General features: G+C 62.0%; 22 protein-coding genes. 18 read left to right on the plus strand and 4 right to left on the minus strand.

Translation table 11 applies throughout. From position 1 onward, the window contains the following. Positions 1-39: 39 nt before the first annotated feature. Together LY631_RS11325 and glyS are read left to right on the plus strand one after the other, a co-directional pair. Complete coding sequence (locus tag LY631_RS11325) at positions 40-969, plus strand: glycine--tRNA ligase subunit alpha (protein ID WP_274425499.1); 930 nt, start codon at positions 40-42, stop codon at positions 967-969. 279 nt (positions 970-1,248) lie between these two features. Continuing rightward, the gene (gene glyS / locus LY631_RS11330; protein WP_274425457.1) at positions 1,249-3,636 is read left to right on the plus strand and encodes a glycine--tRNA ligase subunit beta; all 2,388 of its coding nucleotides are present in this window, start codon (positions 1,249-1,251) and stop codon (positions 3,634-3,636) included. Between the two features lie 1,438 nt (positions 3,637-5,074). Here the strand turns inward: glyS and LY631_RS11335 are convergent. Next, entirely contained in the window at positions 5,075-5,488 is a 414-nt protein-coding gene (locus LY631_RS11335) for a hypothetical protein (RefSeq protein WP_274425460.1), read from the minus strand. 163 nt (positions 5,489-5,651) lie between these two features. On the opposite strand from LY631_RS11335, the gene LY631_RS11340 reads away from it, so the two are divergent. From LY631_RS11340 to LY631_RS11355, 4 genes are all read left to right on the plus strand, one after another. Further along, positions 5,652-6,623, plus strand: a complete 972-nt coding sequence (locus LY631_RS11340; protein ID WP_274425461.1) for an L-threonylcarbamoyladenylate synthase — start codon at positions 5,652-5,654, stop codon at positions 6,621-6,623. Between the two features lie 9 nt (positions 6,624-6,632). Further along, the gene (locus LY631_RS11345; protein WP_274425462.1) at positions 6,633-8,063 is read left to right on the plus strand and encodes an FAD-binding oxidoreductase; all 1,431 of its coding nucleotides are present in this window, start codon (positions 6,633-6,635) and stop codon (positions 8,061-8,063) included. 18 nt (positions 8,064-8,081) lie between these two features. Then, positions 8,082-8,828, plus strand: a complete 747-nt coding sequence (locus LY631_RS11350; protein WP_274425463.1) for an aspartate racemase/maleate isomerase family protein — start codon at positions 8,082-8,084, stop codon at positions 8,826-8,828. Positions 8,829-9,035: 207 nt separating this feature from the next. Then, positions 9,036-9,599, plus strand: a complete 564-nt coding sequence (locus tag LY631_RS11355; RefSeq protein ID WP_274425464.1) for a DUF6101 family protein — start codon at positions 9,036-9,038, stop codon at positions 9,597-9,599. Between the two features lies 1 nt (position 9,600). Here LY631_RS11355 and ubiA read toward each other — a convergent pair whose 3' ends face one another. Next, the gene (ubiA, locus tag LY631_RS11360) at positions 9,601-10,584 is read right to left on the minus strand and encodes a 4-hydroxybenzoate octaprenyltransferase (protein ID WP_274425465.1); all 984 of its coding nucleotides are present in this window, start codon (positions 10,582-10,584) and stop codon (positions 9,601-9,603) included. Positions 10,585-10,742: 158 nt separating this feature from the next. Between ubiA and purD the strand changes: the two genes are divergently transcribed. The 4 genes from purD (at position 10,743) to LY631_RS11380 (ending at position 15,865) form a co-directional block, all read left to right on the plus strand. After that, positions 10,743-12,023 carry a phosphoribosylamine--glycine ligase gene (gene purD / locus LY631_RS11365; RefSeq protein WP_274425467.1) on the plus strand — a complete coding sequence of 427 codons (1,281 nt, stop codon included), beginning with the start codon at positions 10,743-10,745 and terminating at the stop codon, positions 12,021-12,023. Between the two features lie 101 nt (positions 12,024-12,124). Beyond that, the gene (locus LY631_RS11370) at positions 12,125-13,081 is read left to right on the plus strand and encodes an AEC family transporter (protein WP_274425468.1); all 957 of its coding nucleotides are present in this window, start codon (positions 12,125-12,127) and stop codon (positions 13,079-13,081) included. 246 nt (positions 13,082-13,327) lie between these two features. Continuing rightward, positions 13,328-15,103, plus strand: a complete 1,776-nt coding sequence (locus LY631_RS11375) for an acyl-CoA dehydrogenase (protein ID WP_274425469.1) — start codon at positions 13,328-13,330, stop codon at positions 15,101-15,103. A gap of 3 nt (positions 15,104-15,106) precedes the next feature. Continuing rightward, the gene (locus LY631_RS11380; RefSeq protein WP_274425470.1) at positions 15,107-15,865 is read left to right on the plus strand and encodes a crotonase/enoyl-CoA hydratase family protein; all 759 of its coding nucleotides are present in this window, start codon (positions 15,107-15,109) and stop codon (positions 15,863-15,865) included. A gap of 10 nt (positions 15,866-15,875) precedes the next feature. Here LY631_RS11380 and pdxH read toward each other — a convergent pair whose 3' ends face one another. Next, positions 15,876-16,493, minus strand: a complete 618-nt coding sequence (gene pdxH / locus LY631_RS11385) for a pyridoxamine 5'-phosphate oxidase (protein WP_274425500.1) — start codon at positions 16,491-16,493, stop codon at positions 15,876-15,878. Positions 16,494-16,727: 234 nt separating this feature from the next. Here pdxH and LY631_RS11390 point away from each other — a divergent pair, with 234 nt between their 5' ends. The 3 genes from LY631_RS11390 to LY631_RS11400 all read left to right on the plus strand — a co-directional run bounded on the left by LY631_RS11390 (position 16,728) and on the right by LY631_RS11400 (position 19,353). After that, a complete protein-coding gene (locus LY631_RS11390) occupies positions 16,728-17,660 on the plus strand; it encodes a DnaJ C-terminal domain-containing protein (RefSeq protein WP_274425472.1) in 933 nt (310 codons plus the stop codon). A 172-nt stretch (positions 17,661-17,832) separates the two neighbouring features. Beyond that, complete coding sequence (gene fabI / locus LY631_RS11395; RefSeq protein ID WP_274425473.1) at positions 17,833-18,648, plus strand: enoyl-ACP reductase FabI; 816 nt, start codon at positions 17,833-17,835, stop codon at positions 18,646-18,648. 117 nt (positions 18,649-18,765) lie between these two features. Beyond that, a complete protein-coding gene (locus LY631_RS11400) occupies positions 18,766-19,353 on the plus strand; it encodes a histidine phosphatase family protein (protein ID WP_274425501.1) in 588 nt (195 codons plus the stop codon). Positions 19,354-19,356: 3 nt separating this feature from the next. Here the strand turns inward: LY631_RS11400 and LY631_RS11405 are convergent, their stop codons facing one another. Continuing rightward, a complete protein-coding gene (locus tag LY631_RS11405; protein WP_274425474.1) occupies positions 19,357-19,608 on the minus strand; it encodes a DUF1344 domain-containing protein in 252 nt (83 codons plus the stop codon). A 152-nt stretch (positions 19,609-19,760) separates the two neighbouring features. Between LY631_RS11405 and aroC the strand changes: the two genes are divergently transcribed. The 5 genes from aroC to dxs all read left to right on the plus strand — a co-directional run bounded on the left by aroC (position 19,761) and on the right by dxs (position 25,319). Then, positions 19,761-20,861, plus strand: coding sequence for a chorismate synthase (aroC, locus tag LY631_RS11410; protein ID WP_274425475.1), 1,101 nt, complete (start codon positions 19,761-19,763; stop codon positions 20,859-20,861). Positions 20,862-20,934: 73 nt separating this feature from the next. Next, the gene (gene ribB, locus LY631_RS11415; protein WP_274425476.1) at positions 20,935-22,041 is read left to right on the plus strand and encodes a 3,4-dihydroxy-2-butanone-4-phosphate synthase; all 1,107 of its coding nucleotides are present in this window, start codon (positions 20,935-20,937) and stop codon (positions 22,039-22,041) included. Positions 22,042-22,118: 77 nt separating this feature from the next. After that, positions 22,119-23,045, plus strand: a complete 927-nt coding sequence (locus tag LY631_RS11420; protein ID WP_274425477.1) for a histone deacetylase family protein — start codon at positions 22,119-22,121, stop codon at positions 23,043-23,045. A 3-nt stretch (positions 23,046-23,048) separates the two neighbouring features. After that, a complete protein-coding gene (locus LY631_RS11425) occupies positions 23,049-23,315 on the plus strand; it encodes an exodeoxyribonuclease VII small subunit (protein WP_274425479.1) in 267 nt (88 codons plus the stop codon). A 90-nt stretch (positions 23,316-23,405) separates the two neighbouring features. Beyond that, positions 23,406-25,319: a 1-deoxy-D-xylulose-5-phosphate synthase gene (gene dxs / locus LY631_RS11430; RefSeq protein ID WP_274425480.1), complete on the plus strand. Its 1,914-nt coding sequence runs from the start codon at positions 23,406-23,408 to the stop codon at positions 25,317-25,319. The last annotated feature ends 168 nt before the right edge of the window (positions 25,320-25,487 follow it).

The raw sequence follows: 25,487 nt of genomic DNA on the forward strand, positions 1-25,487 counted from the left end.
CCGCGGAGACGCCTGGTGAACGCCGATCCTTTGCCGCATATGCATCCAGCCCGTTCGTTTCAGGGGCTGATCCTCACCCTGCATAGCTACTGGGCGCAGCAGGGATGCGTCATCCTCCAGCCCTACGACATGGAGGTAGGCGCCGGCACCCTGCATCCGGCGACGACCCTGCGCGCCCTCGGCCCTCGGTCGTGGAACGCCGCCTACGTGCAACCGTCCCGCCGGCCAAAGGACGGCCGCTATGGGGAAAACCCCAACCGCCTTCAGCACTATTACCAGTATCAGGTTATCCTGAAGCCCAACCCAACCAACCTGCAGGAGCTTTATCTCGGCTCGTTGGAAGCTATCGGCCTCGACCCGCTCACCCACGATATCCGCTTCGTTGAGGACGACTGGGAGAACCCTACCACCGGCTCCTGGGGGCTGGGCTGGGAGTGTTGGTGCGACGGCATGGAGGTTTCCCAGTTTACCTACTTCCAGCAGGTTTGCGGCATCGAGTGCGCGCCCGTCTCCGGCGAGCTCACCTACGGGCTGGAGCGTCTGGCCATGTATGTGCAGGGCGTGGACAACGTCTACGAACTGAACTTCAACGGCCTGGAAGGCGCCGACAAGGTGACCTACGGCGAGGTCTTCCTGCAGGCCGAGCGAGAATATTCCCGTTTCAACTTCGAGCATGCCGACACCGCCATCCTCTTCCGCCATTTCGAGGACGCGGAGAAGGAATGCCGCGCTTTGCTGGAGGCCGGCGCACCCGGGCAAGAGGGCGGGCTGCACAAGATGGTCTTCCCCGCCTACGACCAGTGCATCAAGGCGTCCCACGTCTTCAACATCATGGATGCGCGCGGCGTCATCTCCGTCACCGAGCGCCAGAGCTACATCCTGCGCGTGCGCGATCTGGCCAAGGCCTGTGGTGAGGCATTCCTCCTGACGGAGGCGGGCGGAGCCTCCGTCGAAGCACAAGCGGCCTAGAGCAAGATGGAATAGGGGCGTTCACGCGCTTTTATAGGGCCCCGACCGGCTTAGCCGAAGCACCCCACTCTCGTCATCCTCGGGCTTGACCCGAGGATCCATGCCTGAGCCTTTCTGCTAGGCACGAGCGCCACTGAATAGCTGCCGGTTTCCTACAGCACTGCCTCTTCCGCCAGTGTGTGACCCGTGCTGTCGTTCAGGGCCGATATCACCGAAGTGGTGACATCGGCAGACGGACTTGCTATTGCCCCGCCATACGTAGCCCTTCAGAGACCTTCCATGCCCGACCTTCTTCTTGAACTTCGCAGTGAAGAAATCCCCGCCCGCATGCAGCGCAAGGCCGCCGGCGAGTTGAAGAAGCGCGTCACGGACGGTCTGGTCGAGGCGGGACTGACCTATGAGGCCGCCACCGAATACTGGACACCGCGCCGCCTGGCGCTGGACGTGCGCGGCGTCACCGCCCACTCGAAGGATGTACGCGAGGAGCGCAAGGGCCCGCGCACGGACGCGCCGGAAAAGGCTGTCCAAGGCTTCCTGCGCGGCGCGGGCCTTTCTTCAGTCGAGGAGGCGGAAGTCCGCTCCGATCCCAAGAAGGGTGATTTCTACGTCGCCGTGTTCGAAAAGAAGGGCAGGGCGGCTGAAGAGATCGTCGCCGAGATGATGCCCGCCATCATCCGCGACTTCCCCTGGCCGAAATCCATGCGCTGGGGCGCGGCTTCGCGCAATCCCGGCTCGTTGCGCTGGGTGCGCCCGCTCCAGTCCATCCTCTGCACCTTCGGCCCGGAGACCGAGGAGCCGGTCGTCGTCGATATCGAGGTCGACGGAATCCGCTCCTCCAACATCACCCGCGGTCACCGCTTCCACGCGCCCGATCCCATCACCGTGCGCCGCTTTGACGATTATGTGGAGAGCCTCGAAGCGGCCAAGGTCGTGCTCGATCCCGAGCGGCGCAAGCGCATGATCCTTGACGATGCCAAGAATCTTGCCTTCGCCAACGGCCTCGATCTGGTCGAGGACGAGGGCCTGCTTGAGGAAGTCTCCGGCTTGGTCGAATGGCCCGTCGTGCTCATGGGCGAGTTCGAGGAAGAATACCTCGAAATCCCCTCCGAAGTCGTCCGCCTCACCATCCGCGCCAACCAGAAATGCTTCGTCACCCGCCCCGCAATCCCTCATCCTGAGCCTGTCGAAGGACCGCAGCGCGAGGCCAAGCTGTCCAACCGCTTCATCATCACGGCCAACATCGAGGCCAAGGACGGCGGCAAGGAGATCGCCTACGGCAACGGCAAGGTGGTGCGCGCCCGCCTTTCCGACGCGCATTATTTCTGGAAGACCGACCAGGCCGACCTGCCGGATCTCGGCGACCTGACCGAATCCGCCGAAAAATTCCGCCTCGATCTGAAGAAGCCGCTCGACCAGCGCATGGCGCGGCTCGACCATCTGAATGTCACCTTCCACGCCAAGCTAGGCACGCAAGGCGAGCGCGTTGAGCGCATCCGCCGCCTCGCACGCGAGCTTGCGCCGATCGTCGGCGCCGATCCCGATCTGGCCGACCGCGCCGCCGTGCTCGCCAAGGCCGATTTGCAGACCGAGGTTGTGGGCGAGTTCCCCGAACTCCAGGGCGCCATGGGCCGCGAGTATGCGGAGCTTCAGGGCGAGGACCCGTCCGTCTCCCGAGCCATCGAGGAGCACTATAAGCCCCTCGGCCCCTCCGATGTTGTGCCGACCGATCCGGTGTCAGTCGCCGTCGCACTGGCCGACAAACTCGACATGCTCGTCGGCTTCTGGGCCATCGACGAAAAGCCGACGGGGAGCAAGGACCCTTATGCGCTGCGTAGGGCAGCTCTGGGCGTGATCCGGATCTTGGTGGAGAATGGGATAAGGCTGAACTTGGCGGAAATTGTAGAACGATCAGCGGTATCTATGAAGTTCGCGGAGAATCTACGGGAGAGCGTCGGAACAAGCCGTAGAGCAATAGCTGTCGCCACCCAGATAATAGATGATGCTAAACGACGTTACGACCAACAGAGATTAAGCTTTGCGGCAGACTTGCTGGAGGCCGCCAAGAAATATCCTGCCGCCGATTTCGACAGGCAACTCAATGATGCGATACAGGATGCGCACTCAGTTGGCCCCGACCTCCTCTCCTTCTTCCACGACCGCCTGAAAGTCTATCTCCGCGATCAGGGCGCCCGCTACGATCTCATAGACGCCGTGCTGGCAAGTGGTAGCGGCGATCCGGCATGGAATGACGACCTTCTTCTCATCGTCCGCCGCGTCGAAGCGCTATCGGAACTCCTCGGCACCGAGGACGGCCAGAACCTCCTGGCAGGCACCAACCGCGCCGTCAGCATTGTCGCGGCGGAGGAGAAAAAGGGCACGCATATTGCCGAGAGCGTGGACCCCGCCCTCTTAGAGGAAAAAGCCGAGACTCAACTTTTCAGTGCCGTGAATCAGGCCGAGAGCGAAGTCGGAGAAGTACTTGGAAAACAAGACTTTTCAGCTGCGATGAAGGCTTTGGCCGCGCTGCGCGCGCCGATCGACTCCTTTTTTGAGGAGGTTCTCGTAAATGCGGAGAATGAATCGGTTCGCGCCAATCGCCTCGCCCTTTTGGCCCGCATCCGGCAGGCAACCGGCCAGGTGGCAGATTTTTCGCGAATCGCGGGCTGAACCGGCGGGCGGGTTCGCCCGTCCCGGGGTTTATTCCACTACGGCGGTTAAACAGGAGCACCCCTCTCTTTGGAAATTCTATGGGCTTGGCTGCGCCAAACCCCAGAATTTGCTTTCTCTCCCGCAAGGGGCGATATAACGCCGACATTACGGGTTTCGCCAATCGCAATAAGGTGATTTGCCGAGGCGTGGGAGCCGCCCGTATCTCTCCCCTTGTGGGGTGAGGAGTGATCTGCGCAGCAGACGAAAAGCCAATGATTTGGCTTTTTGAACGACGAACGCCCGGAGCCATAGCGGAGGGCCAAAAAGCGATTTCAAATCTTAGCTGGAGCGAAGCGGAAGCTAAGTATTAGAAATCCGCAAGAGAGGGGCTCATCCCCAACAAAACGCGCCGGCCTTCCGCAAAAAGCGTGGCGTCATCCCGGAATCCGAAGCGCAGCGGAAGATGTCGGGGATCTATCCGTGACGATGATCTCCGGCACGAAGGCTCAGGCATGGATCCTAGGACCAAGTCCTGGGATGACGAGGTGGAGGACATTTCGGCCAGTCGCCGACATTCGAGATTAGTGCCGCCATCCTCGCCTTCGTCATACCAAGGCTTGACCTTGGTATCCATGCCTGAGCGGCGATGAAACACGTCGGCGCTTCCGGAAAACGTACCCCTGCGCGGGGATAAAAATCGCTGCCACCGCACCCTTCCTTCGACCCAACGCATTGTTTTCCCTCACTCCCACAAATTTTCTCCAACTTTTTTCAAGCCAATTTATCCCCACCCCGCCCAGCCGCTCTTATCATGCACCCATCGCCCTCACGGGAACCGGATGCGCACCGGGTGTTCGGGAGGGCGGCGGCAGCCTCCCCCTCCAGGGGTCCGGTACCTGGAGGCATGTGAGGGCCCGCAATAGGCCGGCGGCGCCGGGGTGCTGGGTGACAGACAGCATCGCCGGAAAAACCGGGCACCGGGTGAGAGACGGTGTCGGGCAGCCGCGGAGAAGCCGCTAGGTCTTCTTCTTCGGCCCGGCCAAGACCACCCCCTAATTGGGTGCAGCCGGGACGGAGAGAGAAGCCCGAGTGACCGGCCAACCGCGGGACAGCGGCCGGACGGGCGGCCCGAGGGTCGCAGTAAAATTTAGACGAGCGACGCTTTGGCCGCCCGTCTTCCCATACCGCTCTTTTGCGACGAAGAGCGGGTTCTTTGACAAAGGCCAGACGGCGTAACAGCCGGGCGTGGCGGCGATAGCGTGCGGCGACTCTTTTTTCGGTCAGGTGGAATTCCACCCGATTGCATTCCGCACTAGGCAAACACGATCACGGCCANTTGCGACGAAGAGCGGGTTCTTTGACAAAGGCCAGACGGCGTAACAGCCGGGCGTGGCGGCGATAGCGTGCGGCGACTCTTTTTTCGGTCAGGTGGAATTCCACCCGATTGCATTCCGCACTAGGCAAACACGATCACGGCCAGCGCCACGGCGATGTAGGACAGCACGCCGGCGGCCGGCCCGAGCCGCTGAATCCACGCGGGCGGCGGGTTTCCCACCGGCGTGCGCGCCATGGCGACCCGCACCGCGACGAGGATGCCGAGGATGAGTACCGCGGCAAGAATTTTCAACCAGAAGGCAATCCCGAGCAGCGCGCCGTTATAATCCACCAACCAAAGCCACAGCCCGGTCGCCCAGAGAAGAAGAACGCCGACCAGCGCGGCAAGCGAAAAATTCTTCCGAAGCGCCACCAGCGCCGGCGAGGGCGGCCCTTCCGCGCGTTTTGCCTGTATGGAAAGAAACATGCTCCCCAGCCCGCCGCCGGCGCCCAGCATGAGGCCGAACAGGTGAAGCGTTTTCATCAGAATGAACATGGACGTTCCTCCAGCGAGAAGTCGCGCGAAGGTGCGCCGCAGGCTCCGCGCCGTCAAGGAGCCTGTTTGCCAATACTGACAATTGCTGCGCCAGCGAATGCGCTGCCGCTTGCCCGTCGCTGAAATACGGGATAGCACCGCTCGCATCGAAGTGGAGCATGGCTTGGCTGAAATCCTGCCTCAAGACTTGGCGCTGGAACCGGCCCGCCGCTTACTGGCGGCAGGCAAGCCCGTGGCTATTCCGACCGAGACGGTTTATGGCCTGGCGGCGGATGCGACAAATGGCGAAGCCGTCGCCGGGATATTCGAAGCGAAGGGCCGCCCGCGCTTCAATCCGCTGATCGCCCATGTCTCCGATCGCGCGATGGCCGAACGTATCGCGGTTCTTTCGCCTCTGGCCGGGCGGCTGGCAGACGCATTCTGGCCCGGGCCGCTCACCATGGTGCTGCCGCACCGGCCGGAGTCCGGCATTCATCCGCTGGTGACGGCCGGCCTCGACACCATTGCCCTGCGCCTCCCCCGCGGCTTCGGGCGTGAGCTCATCGCCCGGCTTGGGCGTCCGCTCGCCGCGCCCAGCGCCAACATCTCCGGCCGCGTGAGCGCGACGACGGCAGCGGCGGTGGATGCCGGCCTCGGGGATCGCATCGAACTGATCGTCGATGGCGGGCCGACGACGGTCGGGCTCGAATCCACCATCATCAAAATAGATGGAGACGCGGTGACGCTTCTGCGTCCCGGCGGCATCACCGCGGAGGAGATCGAAAAAGTTGCCGGGCGCTCCCTTTCTCGCGGGGCGAAGGGGGTGGAAGCGCCCGGTATGCTGGCTTCCCACTACGCACCGAATGCACGCATCCGCCTTGGCGCGGAGGACGTCAGGTCGGGCGAAGCTTTGTTGGCGTTCGGTCCCGACCGCGCGCAGGGTGCGAACTTGGCCGTCGAGGTACGAAATCTGTCGCCCTCCGGCGACTTGCGCGAGGCCGCGACCAATCTCTTTGCGCATCTTACGGAACTGGATCGAACGAACCCGCCCGTCATCGCCGTCGAACCCGTTCCGCGGGAGGGGCTCGGCGAAGCGATCAACGACCGCCTGGCGCGCGCGGCCGCACCACGTGACACGCATGGAAAGAGAGCATAGATACCGGTCATGGATGCGCAACCGAAAGCTCTGGATCCGGGACTTGTCGAACGCTTCGCCGCCATTGTCGGGGCACGGCATGCACTCCGTGAACCGGGAGACATCGCCCCCCACATCGAAGAGCCGCGCGGCCTCTTCGGCGGGCAGACCGGCCTCGTTCTGAAGCCGGGCAGCACGGAGGAAGTCAGCCAAATCCTGAAACTGGCGACGCAAACCGGCACGTCCGTCGTGCCCCAGGGCGGCAACACGGGCCTGGTCGGCGGACAGATGCCGGACGGGACCGGCGGTGAGGTGGTGCTGTCCCTGTCCCGGCTCAACCGGATTCGCGAGCTCGATCTCAGCGCCAACACGGTCACGGCCGAGGCAGGCGTCGTCCTGCAAACCTTGCAGGAAGAAGCAGACAGAAACGATCGGCTTTTCCCTCTCTCGCTTGCCTCCCAGGGCTCCTGCCAGATCGGAGGCAATCTTTCTTCCAACGCCGGCGGTATCGGCGCGCTGGCATACGGCACATCGCGCGACCTGTGCCTCGGCGTCGAGGTGGTCCTGCCAACGGGTGAAGTGCTGGATGATCTGCGCAAGCTCAAGAAGGACAACACCGGATACGATCTGAAGAACCTCTTTGTCGGGGCGGAAGGCACGCTGGGCGTCATCACTGCCGCGGTCCTAAAACTCCACCCTAAGTCCAAGGGGCGCGAACTCGCTTGGGCCGCGGTCAGTTCGCCGGTCGACGCGCTGGCGCTTTTCAACGCCGCGAACGAAAAGGCTGGAACAGCCCTGACGGCTTTTGAATTGATGGGCAGGACCCCGCTCGAGTTTGTCCTGAAGCATATGCCGGGCACGCAGGCACCTTTTGGCGAAAGCCATCCCTGGCACGTGCTTGTCGAGATCTCGTCCGGCCGCTCGGCAGAGGATGCGCGGACATTGATGGAGGACATTCTCGGCGGCGGACTAGAGCAAGGCCTCGTTCTCGACGCAGTGATCGCTCAGAGCGAGGCACAAGTTGCGGAGTTGCGACGTCTGAGAGAGGCAATGTCGGAATCACAGAAGCCCGAAGGCGCGTCCATCAAGCACGATATTTCGGTGCCTGTCTCGGCGATCCCCGAATTCATCGCCAAGGCAGGGGAGGCGGTGCAAAAGGTGGTGCCCGGCTCTCGCGTCGTCTGCTTCGGGCACATGGGCGACGGCAATCTGCACTACAACATCTCACAGCCCGCCGGCGCTGAGCGTGGCCCGTTTCTGGCTCAATATCGTCCCATGAACGAAGCGGTTCACGCCGTCGTGCGCGAGCTCGGCGGCTCCTTCTCCGCCGAACACGGTATCGGCCGCATGAAGCGCGAGGAATTGCTTGCAACCCAGTCCGAAATCGCCACCGACCTCATGCGCCGGATAAAGAATTCCTTCGATCCCGCCAACATCATGAATCCGGGCAAGGTCATTTAAATCCTGCAAGAGGCTTTTATGGATCAACTGAATTACGGGGCGCAGTGCCCGGTCATTGGCGCCCTTCTGCTCGCTACGGACCTGACGACCGAGCGCGATATCCGTGCTCTGGTGCCAGACTCCGTTGCCGTGTGCGCAACGCGCGTTCCGTTCGAGAACCCGACCGCGCCGGAACAGCTTGTCCGCACGCTGCCGCATCTGGGAGATGCCGCGCGGCTGATCGTGCCCGGCGTGCCGCTCTCGGCTCTTTATTTTTCCTGCACCTCGGCCACAATCGTGCTTGGCGAGGACAAGGTGGCCGAGGCCATCGGCGCCGGTTGCCCCGACGTTGAAGTCGTGACGCCCATAAAGGCGGCCAAGCGGGCCTTTCGTGCTTTGGGAACGCGCCGAATCGCTGTCATGACCCCCTACGTCTCCGAGACCGCCACGGAAGTCGTCAACCATCTTGAGGCGAACGGACTGGACGTGTTGAATGCGCACGGTCTCGGCATTGCCGATGATCGCGACATGGCACGGCTGGAGCGCCGGTCGATCGTCGACGCCGCGGCAGCGGCGATGGTGCCCGGCGCCGAGGCCCTGTTCGTCTCCTGCACGGCCATGCCGGCGGCGACCTTCGCGCCGGAAATCGAAGAGCGTATCGGCTGCCCGGTCGTCACCTCTAACCTGGCGGGGCTCTGGATGTCGATGCGGCTCGCCGGCATCGATGAACGAATGCCGGAAAAGGGCCGCTTGATGGACACGCTGCTCGCGACCGAGATCGCCTGAAAAGCCGACAATTTGCTGAAGATGCTTTCCAAAAGATTGACGGCTTGAAAGGCATACAGATGTGCAAAATCAGCAAAATTTAACTTCGTTTCTAAGCCAGAGAGTAAGAACCACAAGCTAGTGTCGCACTCCATAAGAGGCGGGAAATAAAACCAGCCCAAGAGGGACCGGAAAACCGGCTCTCAGGAGAACAGGAAGGCACATATTATGGCGAGTGGTCTTAAGCCAGTTTGGGCCGGCCGCACGATGCGGCTCGACCCGTTCCAGCTTCCACAGATGGTCAGCTACGCATCGCATGATCATTTTGGAGAAGTGACGTTCACCATCGGCAAGCGCGGCGTTCGCATGCACCGCGTGCTTGATCGGAGCCGAATCCCGGTAACGTTCGCTTTACCGCCAAATGCGTTCCGCGGTGTTGCCGCGCGCGCTATTGAGGATGAGGATGGGGAGGTCACTGTTACGCTCGAACTTCTGCACAAGGACCCGATGCTTTCGGTTCCCCTGCTCGTTGCGGGAAACCTTTACGACGTCGCGGCCGATTGGCGCGCATGGGCGGAAGGGTTTAATCTGCCGATGATGCTGGTCGAATCCGACGGGGTGGCACGGACTCTTGACGAATCGCTCGGCTACCTGCGCACCGAGCCACCAAAGAGGCGGCGGCAGGGCGATACTGTACGCCGGCGCCGTCCACGCTTCCTCGCAAGGCGCAAGCAAGGTTCGCTCGGCCTGCGCCTGATTGTCGAGGGCGAGGAAATCATCTCCCGCGAATAGGTCAGAAGTAGGGGCTGATGCTTGCCCAGAGGCCACCGCCGAGCAAGCCGAGGAAAATCAGCCAGCCAACCATTGTATTCGATTTGAAAAGCGTAAGGCATTGGTCCGGATCGTCGATATCGAGGGTCCGGATCTGCCGAGCCATATGGGCCCCGGCAGCCAGCAGCCCCGCTAGCGCGGGCATCGGGACGGCAGCATTGGCAAACGCAACCGCGAAGAAGAGAAGCGCGCCGCCAAAGAGCGCCACCAGCCATTTTTTGGTATTCTGGCCGAAGAGCAGTGCCGTCGAGCGCACGCCGACGATGGCGTCATCCTCCTTGTCCTGATGGGCATAGATCGTGTCATAGCCGATCACCCACAGAATCGAGCCGCAATACAGCAGAAAAGGCGCCAGTGAGAGAGAGCCGAAATGGGCGGCCCAGCCCAGCAGCGCGCCCCAGGAAAACGCAAGGCCCAAAAAGAGTTGCGGCCAATCGGTGAATCTCTTCGCAAAGGGATAAATGGCCACCACGGCCAGCGACGCGCAGCCCAGCAGGATTGCAAACGCGTTGAACTGAAGCAGCACCAGAAGCCCGGTAAGCGCCTGAACGATAAGAAAGGCCCAGGCCTGCTTGCGCGAGACCTGGCCAGAGGGCAGGGGGCGCGAGCGAGTTCGCTCCACGGCGTCGTCGATCCGCTGGTCGACCAGATCGTTATAGGTGCACCCCGCCCCGCGCATGGCAATCGCGCCGATCGCAAACAGAACCAGGAGCCACGGCGACGGCCAGACATAGGGCAGTGCAGCGCCCGGCTGTGCGCCCGCGCTTGCCGCCATGGCGAGCGACCACCAGCAGGGCCACATCAGGAGCTTCCAGCCGATCGGACGGTCCCAGCGCGCAAGCTGTGCATAAGGCCATGCCGCGCGCGGCAGCAGGCGGTAGACCCAATGGCCTGAGGGAGCGTCGGCGACGCGGCCCCGCGCCTGCCGCGACTGTATGGTATCCATGGCTCTGCCTTCCTGTGGTTTTCGCCATCCTTGGAGTGGCAAGCCGCCGCCCTTCCGTCAAGCCGCGATATGACGCTGCCGGCCCGGCAGCTTGACCTCGAACCATTTCGCCCATAGCCCGTTGCCAGCACAACAATGCATGGATGGCTTGGGGTAGGATGAAAGTTCTTTTGATTGGTTCCGGCGGTCGCGAGCATGCGCTTGCCTGGAAGATCGCCGCTTCACCGTTGCTGGAAAAGCTCTATGCGGCCCCAGGCAACCCTGGCATTGCCGGCCATGCCGAATGTGTGGGTCTGGACGTAAAAGATCATCAGGCGGTGGTGTATTTCTGCCGGGACAACGAGATCGATTTCGTGGTTGTCGGTCCCGAGGCGCCGCTGGTCGCCGGTCTTGCGGACGACCTGATCGCCGCCGACATACCTGTTTTCGGCCCCACGGCCGATGCGGCAAGGCTGGAAGGCTCCAAGGGCTTTACCAAGGATCTTTGCGCCCGATACAGCATCCCGACCGCAGCTTACGCACGTTTTAGCGATGCCGATCACGCAAAGGATTATGTGCGTAACGTCGGCGCGCCGATCGTGGTCAAGGCCGATGGGTTGGCGGCCGGCAAGGGCGTGACCATAGCCGCGAGCGAGGAGGAGGCTTTCGCCGCGATCGACGATTGCTTCTCCGGCCTTTTCGGGGTTTCGGGGGCAGAAGTCGTCATTGAGGAATTTCTTGAAGGAGAGGAAGCGAGTTTCTTCTGCCTCTGCGACGGCAAGACGGCGCTCCCCTTCGGCACCGCACAGGATCACAAGCGCGTGGGCGAAGGCGATACCGGCCCGAACACCGGCGGCATGGGCGCCTATTCACCGGCTCCCGTCATGTCGGATGCCATGATCGAGCGAACGATGCGTGACATCATCGAACCGACGCTGAAAGGTATGGAGGAGGTAGGCTCGCCCTTCACCGGTGTTCTTTATGCCGGCCTGATGATAACGAAGGACGGCCCGAGCCTCATCGAATACAATGTGCGCTTCGGCGATCCGGAGTGCCAGGTCCTGATGCCCCGACTCAGGGACGATCTCCTGGCCTTGATGAAGGGGGCGGCCGACGGCCAGCTCAAGCATATGTCTGCGCGGTGGCAGGGAGACGCGGCACTCACCGTTGTTATGGCTGCCAAGGGATATCCGGGCAGCCCGGAAAAGGGCAGCGTGATCAAGGGACTGGAAACAGCCGAAGCGCCCGGGATCGAAATCTTCCAGGCCGGCACGGCATTGCGGGATGGCGGCCTCGTGGCCAATGGCGGACGCGTGCTGAATGTCACGGCGCTCGGCCCTACGGTTACGGAAGCGCGGGATGCTGCTTACGCCGCTGTGGATCGCATTGATTGGCCGGAGGGCTTCTTCCGCCGCGACATTGGCTGGAAAGCGATCAAGCGTGAGGCGGAAAAGCTGTAGGGTTCATGGTTTGATCCTCGCCACGATTGCTGGCAGACAAGGACAGTCAAATTCCTGGCGCCCCCGCGCCTTTCTCCCGTGTCCTCGGCGGTTACCGGTGAATGTCGATACTTGCAACGATCCTGCCCCTGTTCACGCTCATCGCGCTTGGGTTTATCTCGATCAAATCCGGCTACGTGGCGGCCGAGCAGATCCGCCCCGTTGGCGAGTTCGTGCTCAAGATCGCTCTGCCGGCCCTGATTTTCAACGCGCTGACGGAAGTGCCGCTCGGCGAGGCGGTCGACTGGAGGTTCGTCCTCGGGTTTGGCGCGGCATCCCTTGGCGTCTTCGTCACTGGCATGTTCGCCGCCGTCTCGCTTTCGCGTGCCCCTTTGGGGGAAGCCGGTATGATGGGGCTCGGCATGTCCGCCTCCAACAGCGGTTTCATGGGCTATCCCATAGCACTTTCGGTCATCGGCTCTACGGCCGCGCCGATGCTCGCCCAGTGCATGCTGATCGAAAATCTTTTGATGATCCCGCTGGCAATCGCGATCGTCGAAATCACCCGGGCGGAGAAGGGCAGTGGAATGGCACACGCGATCGCCACCTCGCTCGGTCAGGTTGGCCGCAATCCGATTTTGATTGCACTCTGTGCCGCCCTGCTGGTCTCCGCGCTCGGTATACCGGTTCCCGGCTTTATCTCGCGGTCCATTGAAATGCTTGCAGGGATAGCCTCCCCCATCGCGCTGTTCGTGATCGGCGGCACGGTCGCTTCATTGCCGATGGCCGGCCTCTACCGGCGGATCAGCCTCATCGTTTTCGGCAAGCTCGTTCTGCACCCGCTGGCCGTTTTTCTGGTTCTTTCCGCCATTCCCGAAATCAATCCCGTTACCCTGGCCAGCGGCGTTATCTTCGCTTCGGTGCCGATGCTCAGCATATTTCCGCTCCTTGGTCAGCGTGCCGGCATTCAAATGTTATCAGCCTCCGCGCTTTTGGCCGCCACCGCGGTTTCGTTCGCCACGATCACGCTGACCCTTATGATCCTCGAAAGCACCTTCAGCTTTCTGCCCCGGGGCTAGCTTTACCGCTACTTTTACTGTCGCGCCCCGTCGCCCGGGAGCACAAAGGGAGCCGCGAAAGGGCGCCGACCACCTTGAAACTCGGTTCACACCGGTAATGTAACCGGGGACAACCTATTGAGGCTCCACTACGACACAGGACCTATATGACGTTTACGTAAAAGAGCGTTATGTAATACGATCATCTGCGCGGCTATCATGGCGAGTCAGCCGGGACTACAGTCGTCATTGTGGAGGGAGAACTGCATGTATCGTGCACCTGTTGAGGAAATCGACCATACGCTTAATCACATCGCCGGGTTGAGAGAGCTATTGGACGCCGGCTTAGTGGAGGGGCTTTCTCCTGACGTTGTAGCGGCAATCCTAGAAGAGGCAGCGCGCTTTGCCGGTGACGAAATGGCGCCGCTCGCCCGGATCGGCGACGAGCATGGGGCGCGGTGGCACGACGGCGAGGTGACCACGCCGCCGGGCTGGCCGGAGCTCTATCGCGAGTGGTGCGAAGGAGGATGGAACGGCATTTCCGCGCCGGAGGAGTGGGGCGGTCAGGCCCTGCCCATGACGCTTTCCCTCGCCACGCTGGAGATGTGGAATTCGGCCTCGATGGGCTTCGCAATCGGCCCCACATTGACCATCGGGGCGATCGAGGCGCTGGACAAGCACGCCAGCGACCGGCTCAAGAAAACCTATCTTGAAAAGCTCGTCTCGGGTGAATGGATTGCCACCATGAACCTGACGGAGCCGCAGGCCGGCTCCGATCTCAACGCGTTGAAGACGCGTGCCGAACCAGCCGAGGACGGCACCTACCGTATATATGGTCAGAAAATTTTCATCACGTTCGGGGAGCACGACTTCACCGAGAACATTGTACATCTGGTGCTCGCGCGGCTGCCCGATGCGCCGCCCGGAACGAAGGGCATATCGCTGTTTGTCGTCCCGAAATTCCTGGTGAACGAGGATGGCACACTCGGCCCACGCAACGATCTCTTCTGTGCATCGATCGAGCGCAAGCTCGGCATCCACGGCGCGCCCACCTGCACCATGATCTATGGTGACGGCCGTTTCGGCGATGCGCCGGGTGCCGTGGGCTGGCTGATCGGGGAGGAAAATCGGGGGCTCGCGTGCATGTTCACCATGATGAACAATGCGCGTTTGGCAGTCGGCATCCAGGGGGTAGCGGTGGCGGAAGCGGCCTATCAGAAGGCGCTGGCCTATGCGCGGGAGCGCCGGCAGGGCCGTGCTCCAGGCGCCAGCCGCTCCGGTGAAATGAGTCCCATTGCCGAACATCCGGATGTTCAGCGCATGCTGCTGAACATGAACTCCATGGTCAAGACGGCCCGCGCCCTTGCTTATTCCTGCGCACACGCCATGGATATGGTGCGTTTCGGCCCGCAGGAAAAAGCCGCATTCTGGCAGGAGCGCGTCAATCTGCTTACGCCCGTCGTCAAGGCGTTCTCCACCGATATCGGGGTCGAGGTCGCCTCGCTCGGCATTCAGGTTCACGGCGGCATGGGCTACATTGAAGAGACGGGTGCGGCTGCCCTTTTCCGGGATGCGCGGATTGCTCCGATTTATGAGGGCACAAACGGTATTCAGGCCATTGATCTTGTCCTGCGAAAACTCCCCCAGTCCGAAGGAGAGCATATCCGCTCCTTCATTGCCGAGCTGCGTCAGTCGGCGGATTTCGTCCGGCGCTCGAACATGCCGGAATTGGGCGAGACAGCGGCTCGGCTTAACGATGCCCTCGCAGATCTCGAGGAAGCTACGGAACACCTGCTCTACCTGCTGAACGAAGGCGAGACTGGGGCCGCCCTATGTGGGGCGACACCGTATCTGCGGCTCTTTGCGCTCACCGCCGGGGCGGCCATGGTCGCGCGCGGCGCCGTAACGGCAAACAGCAGGCCTCACGGACGTCTCTGCCGGTTTCTGGCGGAGAGCCACCTGGGAGAAACAGGAGCTTTGAAGCGGACTGTCGTTAATGGTGCCGAGAGCCTGATCGCCGCCGCCAGCGTCATGGAGGGATAGCCGATGAGTGCGCACATTCTGGTGGAGCGGTTTGGCGCCGTACAAATCATACGGATGAACCGGCCGGAGAAAAAAAACGCCATCAGCCGCGAAATGTATAGCGCCATGACGGAAGCACTCACCGATGGCGATGATCGATCCGCCATACACTGCCATGTGCTGTTCGGATTGCCGGGAACTTTCAGCGCTGGCGCGGATATCGCCGATTTTCAGGATGCGGCCACCGGCGGTGAACCCGGCGCGGAAGCGCTGGACTTCCTGCTGACATTGGCGCGCTGCGAAAAACCTATCATCTCCGGCGTCGATGGCACTGCAGTCGGCATCGGAACCACGATGAATTTCCATTGCGACCTGACATTCGCGACCCCGCGAACCGTCTTCCGCACACCCTTCGTCGACCTGGGACTGGTTCCGGAGGCGGGCTCAAGCCTGCTCGCACCGCAGATCCTTGGGCCGCAGAAGGCGTTCGCGCTTCTTGCGCTGGGAGAGGATCTGGGCGCGGAGGAGGCGCGGGAGGCCGGTTTCGTTTATAGTGTCGTCGCGTCTTCAAAGCTTGAGGACAGCGTGCTTTCCACTGCGAAGCTGCTGGCGGCCAAGCCGCCCGAGGCGCTCCGGATCACACGCGACCTGATACGCGGTCCGCGCAATGACCTGCTTGCCCGCATCTGCAAGGAGTCCGAACATTTCGAGGCGCGGCTCCACTCCGACGAGGCGCGCGCGGCCTTTGCCGCTTTCATGAGACGCAAGCGCGAGATGGTCTGACCGACAAGCGTCAGGGATAAAAGCGGGTTTTTGTCCAGGCCCCGCCACTCTCCCGCTGGAAGATGATGCGGTCGTGAAGGCGGAACTGCCGGTCCTGCCAGAACTCAATACTCTCCGGCATTATCCGGAAGCCTGACCAGTATTCCGGCCGCGGTATCTCACCAACGGCAAATTTGGCCGTGTACTCCGCCACCGCCTTTTCGAGCGCATAGCGGCTTTCAAGCGGGCGCGACTGTTTGGAAGCCCATGCGCCGATGCGACTGCCACGCGGGCGCGAGGCGAAATAGGAATCCGCCTCCTCGTCGCTGACCTGCTCGACGGGGCCGCGCACGCGCACCTGGCGGCGCAAGCTCTTCCAGTGAAAGCACATAGCCGCCTTCATTGAGCCCACGATTTCCCTGCCCTTCGCGCTTTCCAAATTCGTGTAGAAGGCGAAGCCGCGTTCGTCGAAGCCCTTGAGCAGCACCATGCGCACATTCGGCATTCCGTCCCCATCGACGGTAGCGAGCGACGTGGCGTTCGGATCATTGGGCTCAGACTTCCCCGCCTCTTCCAGCCATTCCCCGAACAGGCGGAAGGGCTCGTCGTGCTCTGCCTGGTTTTTGTCTTTATGTGCGTCGGTCGTCATCAGGGTTTGCTCCAAAGCCAACATCACCATCCAGCATGATGCCCCAACACGTTTCAAGGGACAGCATTCGATCATCCTTTGGTGCTGTACAGCCTTGAACGCAAATGACAACACATGTGCTAAGCTGGTCGCGACACTGGAATCAAACGCGACCAATACGCATATACTCTGCGGTATTCCGAACTCGTATTCGAAACATCGAATACCGCTTATGCGGTGCGAACAAGGCTGCGAATGAAGAACCCTTATGATGTGCTCGGCGTCAAGAAAGGCGCCTCGGAAAAAGAAATTAAGTCGGCTTATCGCCGGCTGGCAAAGAAATATCATCCCGACCAGCGGCCCGATGACCCGCAGGCGAAGGAGCGTTTTGCCGAAGTCGGTCAAGCCTACGAGATTCTGGGCGACGAGGAAAAGCGCCACGCCTTCGATAACGGCGAGATCGACGCGACGGGCAAGCCGCGCTTCCACGGCTTCGAGGGCGGTGCGCATGGCGACCCGTTTGCTGGCTTCCGTAACGCCGGACGCGGGGCGGGCGGTGACCGCTATGAATTCCGCTCCGGTTTCGACAGCGAGGGGATGAGCGGCGCCGATATTTTCAGCGAGCTTTTCGGCCATGCTTTCTCGCGTGGCGGCGGAGGCGGTCGGAGCACCGCTGGCGGCGGGAGGCCGCACGGTATGGGAGATTTGAAGGCGACGCTCGATGTCGGCCTCGAGGATGTGGCAACGGCCGGCAAGGTGACCGCTGTCTTCCCCGACGGCCGTCGCTTGGCGGTGAAGCTGCCGCGCTATGTCGAGGACGGTCAGACAATCCGGCTGAAGGGACAGGGCGCGGAAACGCCGTTCGGCGAGCGTGGGGATGCCCTGGTCACGCTGCGCCTGCGCCCGCATCCGCGCTATCGCGTCGAGGGGCGTAACCTGCACGTTGATCTGCCCGTCAGCTTGCGTGATGCGGTCCTTGGCGCGAAAGTCGCCGTGGAGACGCCTACGGGCCGTATTGCCGTCCGGGTGCCTGCATGGTCCAGCTCGGACCGTTCCCTCCGCCTCAAGGGGCGGGGTTTGCCGCTGAAAAGTGGAGGCACAGGCGATCTTTATGCCCATGTGCGGATCATGCTGCCGGAAGAGGGAGATCCGAAACTGGAAGAACTCTTCCGCAAGACCGAGGCCTGATTCTCCGAAACCGGCAGCCGCAACCATCATTTTTCCGTCGCGTCGTTCCGTGAGTTTGTCGGTTTTAACGCGCTGGAGTAAGATCCGGCCGCAGGGCGGCTGGTTCCGCGCTTGATGCTTTGTTGCCGCTGTGCGATAGGGCTTTCGCCGTAGAAAAATCGGAGAGTCGTCAATGGCAGATGGCAACGGCCTCTTGGCCGGTAAGCGGGGGCTTATTCTTGGTGTCGCGAACAATCGTTCGATTGCCTGGGGTATCGCCAAATCATGCGCCGCGGAAGGTGCCGAGCTTGGGCTGACTTATCAGGGCGATGCGCTGAAGAAACGGGTCGAGCCGCTGGCTTCGGAGCTGGGCGCGGAGGTTTTTGGCCATTGCGACGTCACCGATCTGGAAACGATCGACGCCGTCTTTGCCGAGGTCGAGAAGCGGTGGGGCAAGCTGGACTTTCTCGTCCACGCCATCGCGTTTTCCGATAAGGACGAGCTGACGGGCCGCTATATCGACACGTCGCGGGAAAATTTCCTGCGCACGATGGACATCTCCGCCTATTCGCTGACGGCCGTGGCCAAACGCGCAGAGCCGCTGATGACCGAGGGGGGCTCGATCCTCACCATGACCTATTACGGTGCCGAGAAGGTCATGCCCCATTATAACGCTATGGGCGTGGCCAAGGCGGCGCTGGAAGCGAGTGTGCGCTATCTCGCGGTCGATCTCGGCGGCAAGAACATCCGCATCAACGCGATCTCCGCCGGGCCGATCAAGACGCTCGCCGCTTCCGGCATCGGGGATTTCCGTTACATCCTGAAGTGGAACGAGTACAATTCTCCGCTGAAGAAGGCAGTCACGACCGATGAAGTCGGCGACTCGGCCGTCTACATGCTTTCGCGCCTGTCTCGCGGCGTGACCGGAGAGGTGCTGCATGTCGACTCCGGCTATCATGTGGTCGGCATGAAAGCGGTGGATGCGCCGGATATCTCCGTCGTCGACTGAGAGCCTGAATCAAAAGTCGGTTGGACGTGGTGAAAATCGCCGTTTGCAGCCCGTCAAAGCGACTTCTAGGTCAGGCTCTAAAAACCCAAACGCCTGTGGATGAACTGACGCTTGTTGTTGTTGCCGCCACTTTATATTGTGCGCCATGGTCGGACCGACTGGAACGCCGAGCAACGGCTGCAGGGCCAGGCCGATACGGACATCAACGAAGTGGGCCGCGCACAGGCTGACCGCAATGGAGACCGTCTGGCAAGGCTCGTGGACGATCCCCAGGCGTTCACCTATATCGCCAGTCCGCTCCGGCGTACCTGCGAGACGATGCAGCGGATCCGCAGCCGGATGGGTCTGCCACCGGAGGGATACGCGACCGATCCGCGCCTGAAGGAGGTGCATTTCGGCGATTGGCAGGGATTCACCTACGTGGAGCTGGAAGCGCGGGAACCGGGCTGCACGGACGCGCGAACCAAGGCCAAGTGGCACTTTCTGCCGCCGGGCGACAATGCCGAAAACTACGAGATCCTCACAGAGCGCGTTGCCTCATGGTTCAAGGATGTTCAGCGCCCCACGATTTGCGTGACGCATGGCGGCGTCATCCGCGCCATCTTTCATCTGATCGGCAAAATGCCCGTTGATGAAGCAGCCGAAGCCCATATTCCGCAGGACCGGATCCTCCGCGTAGCGGACGGGCACTTGGAGTGGCTTTAGGGTCTATTCCGGCGGCAGGAACATGTCTGTGATCTGCCGCTCGCCGTCGTCGTCGATCTGGTAGGCAAGCACGACCTGCATGCCGTCGGAGATTCCGCTGACATCCATTTCCGGCGGAAGCTTATAAGTCGAGCCGTCCTGTAGCGTGATGGTCATATCCTGCTCGTCGACAGCGGTAATTTGCCCTTCGGCGTCTTCCGCCAGCGCGGGTGCGGCAAGGAGAGCAAGGGAGAGAGCGGCGGTAATTGCTCGCATGGCAGGTTCCTCTGTGTTCGGGCAAATCGATTCGCCTGCGCGAATTACAAACGTTAAATATGTCAAAACTGAAACCTCCGGGCGTTTGACCCCACCTGGAAAGCCAAATAGAAGCGGTCGGGCCCGCCCGCGGGCGCAAGGGAACCAGCGCAATGTCTCATAACACCTTCGGCCATCTTTTTCGGGTCACCACATGGGGCGAAAGCCACGGCCCCGCCATTGGCTGTGTCATCGACGGCTGTCCGCCGGGAATCGAGCTTTCCGAAGCCGAGGTTCAGGCCGACCTCGACCGGCGCCGCCCCGGCCAGTCGCGGTTCGTCACGCAACGCCGCGAGCCGGATCGCGTGAAAATCCTTTCCGGTGTTCTGCCGCAGGAGGATGGCGAGACCCTCGTAACCACCGGTACGCCCATTTCCATGCTGATCGAGAATGTCGACCAGCGCTCGAAAGACTACAGCGAGATCGCGCAGCGTTACCGGCCCGGCCACGCCGACTATGCCTACGAGACGAAATACGGCCTGCGCGATTATCGCGGCGGCGGCCGTTCCTCCGCGCGCGAGACCGCGACGCGCGTCGCGGCCGGCGCCATAGCCCGCAAGGTGGTGCCTGGGCTGAAGGTGCGCGGCGCGCTCGTCGCGATGGGCGAAAAACAGATCGACCGCGCCAACTGGGACTGGAACTTCGTGGGGCACCCGGACAATCCATTCTTTACACCCGATCCCGAGTCAGTCTCCGTTTTCGCGGACTATCTCGACGAAATCCGAAAGGCGGGCTCCTCTGTCGGAGCGGTGATCGAGGTCGTGGCCGAGGGCGTGCCTGCCGGACTCGGCGCGCCGATCTATGGCAAGCTTGATCAGGACGTTTGTGCCAATCTCATGTCCATCAACGCCGTGAAGGGAGTGGAGATCGGCAACGGTTTCGAGGCCGCGCGCATCCGGGGCGAGGAAAATGCCGACGAGATGCGCAGCGGGCCGGACGGCAAGCCGCAATTCCTTTCCAACAACGCCGGCGGTGTTCTCGGCGGCATTTCCACCGGCGAGCCGGTCGTTGCGCGTTTTGCAGTCAAACCCACCTCCTCAATCCTTACACCACGCAAGTCCGTGGATAAGCAGGGCGAGGAGGTCGAGGTCGCGACCAAGGGCCGGCACGACCCATGTGTCGGCATTCGAGCCGTGCCCATCGGCGAGGCGATGCTTGCCTGCACGATCGCCGATCATTATCTGCGCCACCGAGGACAAACTGGGAGAATTTAGGGCAGTACGGCAGTATGTTCGAAGCACCATATTCCTGTCGCCTTGTCCCGTTGCCTAATTCCCGCGAGGAAACATGCCCTACGATCAGATGAAAGTCGTCGAAGCTCTGCGCGCCTTTGAGCGCGGCGAAATCGTTGTCGTTACCGACGATGACGGCCGGGAGAACGAGGGCGACCTCATCGTCGCGGCAGTCCACTGCACACCGGAAAAGATGGCGTTTATCGTGCGCCACACCTCCGGGATCGTCTGTACGCCGATGCCGCACGAGGTGGCCCGGCGGCTGAGTCTGGCGCCTATGGTGGCCGAAAACGACGCGCCCCACCAGACGGCTTTCACCATAAGCGTCGACTTCAAACATGGAACGACGACCGGCATCTCTGCCGATGACCGGACGGCGACGGTCCGCAATCTGGCGAACAGCAATGTCGGACCGGACGATTTCGTACGGCCGGGACATATCTTCCCGCTGGTCGCACGTGAAGGCGGTGTGCTCATGCGCTCCGGTCATACGGAGGCCGCGGTGGATCTCTGCCGGCTTTCGAACCTGCCGCCGGTCGGCGTCATCTGCGAACTGGTCAACGACGACGGCACCGTGACACGCGGGGCGCAGGTGATGGAGTTCGCCGAGAGACACGGGCTCAAACACGTCTCCGTCGCCGACCTGATCGCTTATCGCCAGCGCCAGGAAAGCCTGGTGGAGCGCGTGACCAGCTTTACCATCGAGACGCCGGGCGGGCCGGCGACGGCACACGCCTATACATTGCCGTGGGAGGCAATGCAGCATCTGGCCATTGTCTTCGGCGATGTGCGGGACGGCCAGGACGTGCCGGTGCGCCTACACATGGAAGATGTGGTCAAAGACGTATTCGGTGTCGAGGATCGTCTCCTGCACGTCACCAGACGCATGGGCGAACTCGGCCGCGGCGTTCTCGTCTATCTTCGTGAAGGATCCGTTGGTGTGGCCCACCAGTCTCATCGTTATCGGGGTGGCGACGCTGAAGATCATGAAGAGGCTTTGAAGCGCGAAAACGATTGGCGCGAGATCGGCCTTGGTGCACAGATCCTGAAGGATCTAGGTATTTCGTCTATCAAGCTGATCGCTTCGCGCGAGCGGCACTATGTCGGGCTGGAGGGCTTCGGAATCGAAATCGTCTCCACCGAGATTCTGGAGGACGACTAGCCGAATCCCTGTTGACGGCGTGAGGCTGCGGGCTCCCCCACATGGCCAAGAATGGCTTTAACGCCTATAGATAAGCTATGAGCACGCGACTCTATAGCCATCCTGTCTGTCTGGAGCACCTGACGCCGCCGGGCCATCCGGAGCGTCCGGACCGCCTGCGCGCCATTGAAACGGTTCTCGAACACGACATTTTTTCCTCGCTCGATCGCGTCGAAGCGCCGAAAGCCGACGAAGCGGCCATCCTGCTTGCCCACCCGGAGAGCTACGCCCGCCGCGTGAAGGAGGCCATTCCTGCCGAAGGGATGGCGCGCATCGATGCTGATACATCCGTCAGCCCGAAAAGCTGGGAAGCCGCGCTCCACGCCATCGGGGCGGCACAGGCCGCAGTCGATGACGTGTTCACCGGCAAGGCCGACAATGTGTTCGCCGCCGTGCGCCCGCCGGGCCACCATGCGGAAAAAGACCGAGCTATGGGCTTTTGCCTGTTCAACCATGCCGCCATCGCAGCCCGCCGCGCGCAGCGCGCACACGGGGCCGAGCGTGTGGCCATTTTCGATTGGGATGTGCACCACGGCAACGGAACGCAGGACATCTTCTGGGACGATCCGTCGGTGCTTTATTGCTCGACACACCAGATGCCGCTTTATCCCGGCAGCGGTGCCGAGTCGGAAACCGGAGCCGGCAATATTGTCAATGTGCCCCTGTCGCCCGGGGCCGGCGGTGAGGAGTTTCGCGAAGCGGTCGAAAGCGTCGTCCTGCCGCGTATCGAGGCCTTCAAGCCGGACCTCATCATCATTTCGGCCGGATTTGATGCTCATCACCGCGATCCGTTGGCCGAACTCAACTTTTCGGAAGAGGATTTCGGCTGGGCGACGGATGAAATCATGGAGAGCGCCGCGCGCCTGTCACAGAACCGCCTTGTCAGCCTGCTGGAAGGCGGATACGACCTTGAAGGACTCGCACTTTCCGTCGTCGCGCACGTCGGGCGCTTGATGAAGGGGTGAAGAATGAACGACGACGCCAGCACGGCCCGGGCCAACGACGATGTGAAGTCCATGAGCTTCGAGCAGGCTCTCGAGGCCCTGGAAAACATCGTCAATGACCTAGAACGCGGCGACGTTCCGCTTGAGCAGTCTATTCGTATTTATGAGCGCGGCGAGGCGCTGAAGGCCCATTGCGACCGGCTGTTGAAGGCTGCTGAGGACAAGGTGGAGAAAATCCGCCTGTCGCGTGAAGGCGCGCCAACAGGAACAGAACCCCTGGATCAGCAGTAAGGTGCTTTGAAAACGCGCGATTTCGCCGTCATTTACTTCGCGCGCTGAAAGTCTTATCTCGTTGGAAGCAAACCATCGGAAGTTAAGCGCTTGAAAACACCTCCCGAAACACCTCTTCTCGATCAGGTCCGTATCCCTGCGGACCTGAAGCGAATCGACGAAAAAGAACTCCCGCAACTCGCCGGCGAGCTGCGTGCTGAGGTGATTGATGCCGTCTCGCAAACGGGAGGCCACCTCGGCGCCGGCCTCGGCGTGGTCGAGCTGACGGTCGCGCTGCACTATGTTTTCGATACGCCCAATGACCGGGTGATCTGGGATGTCGGCCACCAGGCTTATCCCCACAAGATCCTCACCGGCCGGCGCGACAGCATCCGCACTTTGCGCCAGGAGGGCGGGCTTTCCGGTTTCACCAAGCGCGATGAAAGTGAATACGATCCCTTTGGCGCGGCCCATTCGTCCACCTCCATTTCCGCCGGGTTGGGAATGGCCGTGGCGCGCGATCTTTCCGGCAAAAGGCGCCATGTGATCTCGGTCATCGGGGATGGCGCGATGTCCGCCGGCATGGCGTATGAAGCGCTTAACAATGCCGGCGCTCTGGACGCCCGGATGATCGTGATCCTCAACGACAACGACATGTCGATTGCCCCGCCCACCGGGGCGATGAGCGCTTATCTGGCCCGCCTGGCATCCGGCCGCGCCTATCAGGGCATTCGCGATTTCGGCAAGAAGCTCACCTCGTATCTGGGGCGCGGCGTCGACCGCGCCATCACGCGCGCTGTGGAGCATGCGCGTGGTTATGTCACCGGTGGCACGTTGTTCGAGGAGATGGGCTTCCTGCACATCGGTCCCATCGACGGGCATAACCTCGAGCATCTGGTGCCGGTGCTGAAAAATGTGCGTGATCACGGCCACGGCCCTGTGCTCATTCACGTGGTCACGCAGAAGGGCAAGGGCTATCCCCCGGCTGAAGCGGCGGCGGACAAGTATCACGGGGTGGCCAAATTCGACGTCATCACCGGCGCGCAGAGCAAACCGCAGGCCAACGCGCCGAGCTATACGAAGGTCTTTGCGCAGTCGCTGATGCAGGAGGCGGAGGAGGACGAGCGTATCGTCGCCGTCACCGCCGCCATGCCGGCCGGGACCGGACTCGACCTTTTCGGTAAGAAATTCCCGGAGCGCACCTTCGATGTCGGCATCGCCGAGCAGCACGGCGTGACCTTCTGCGCCGGCCTGGCGACCGAAGGCTACCGCCCCTTTGCCGCGATCTATTCCACCTTTCTCCAGCGGGCTTATGATCAGGTCGTCCATGACGTGGCGATCCAGAATCTGCCCGTCCGTTTCGCCATCGATCGCGCCGGCTTTGTCGGTGCCGACGGCGCGACGCATTGCGGCGCCTTCGATATCGCCTATCTTTCGACCCTTCCCAATTTCACCGTGATGGCCGCGGCGGACGAGGCGGAGCTCAAGCACATGGTGCACACGGCCGCCGTCCATGACAGCGGCCCCATCGCCTTCCGTTATCCGCGCGGCAACGGCGTGGGCGTGGAGATGCCGGAGCGTGGTGAGATTCTGGAAATCGGCAAAGGCCGGGTTTTGCGCGAAGGCACCAAGGTGGCGCTCCTTTCCCTCGGCGGACGGCTTTCCGAATGCCTGAAAGCCGCCGAAGAACTGGAAGCCGCCGGCCTTTCGACCACCGTTGCCGATGCGCGTTTTGCAAAGCCGCTCGATATCGAACTGATCGACCGGCTGGCGCGCGGGCACGAGGTGCTTATCACAATCGAGGAAGGTTCGAGCGGTGGTTTCGGCGCGCATGTGCTGCATCATCTAGCGCACGCGGGGTTGCTGGAGAACGGCCTCAAGGTGCGTCCCATGATCATGCCCGACATTTTCATGGATCAGGCAAAGCCGGAGAAGATGTACGCCGACGCCGGCCTCGACAGTGCCGGTATCGTGCGCACGGCCTTTGCTGCGCTGGGGCAGGCGGCCCGGGCCGCCCGCGCTTGAGGCGCAGCCGCCCCCTGACGCCTCGCTGCGCTGGCCACCTCCTCCGTCACGGGGGGAAGGCCGCGCGGTATCTCCCGCCGGCGACTGCCTTTCACCTCCGCTTTCGAGACTCCGCACCTCAGGAAGCGGTGAAGGCATACCTATTCGTTCCCGCGCGGTGGTCCGCCG

The organism is Chelativorans sp. YIM 93263 (assembly GCF_028767125.1).
GTDB lineage: Bacteria > Pseudomonadota > Alphaproteobacteria > Rhizobiales > Rhizobiaceae > Chelativorans.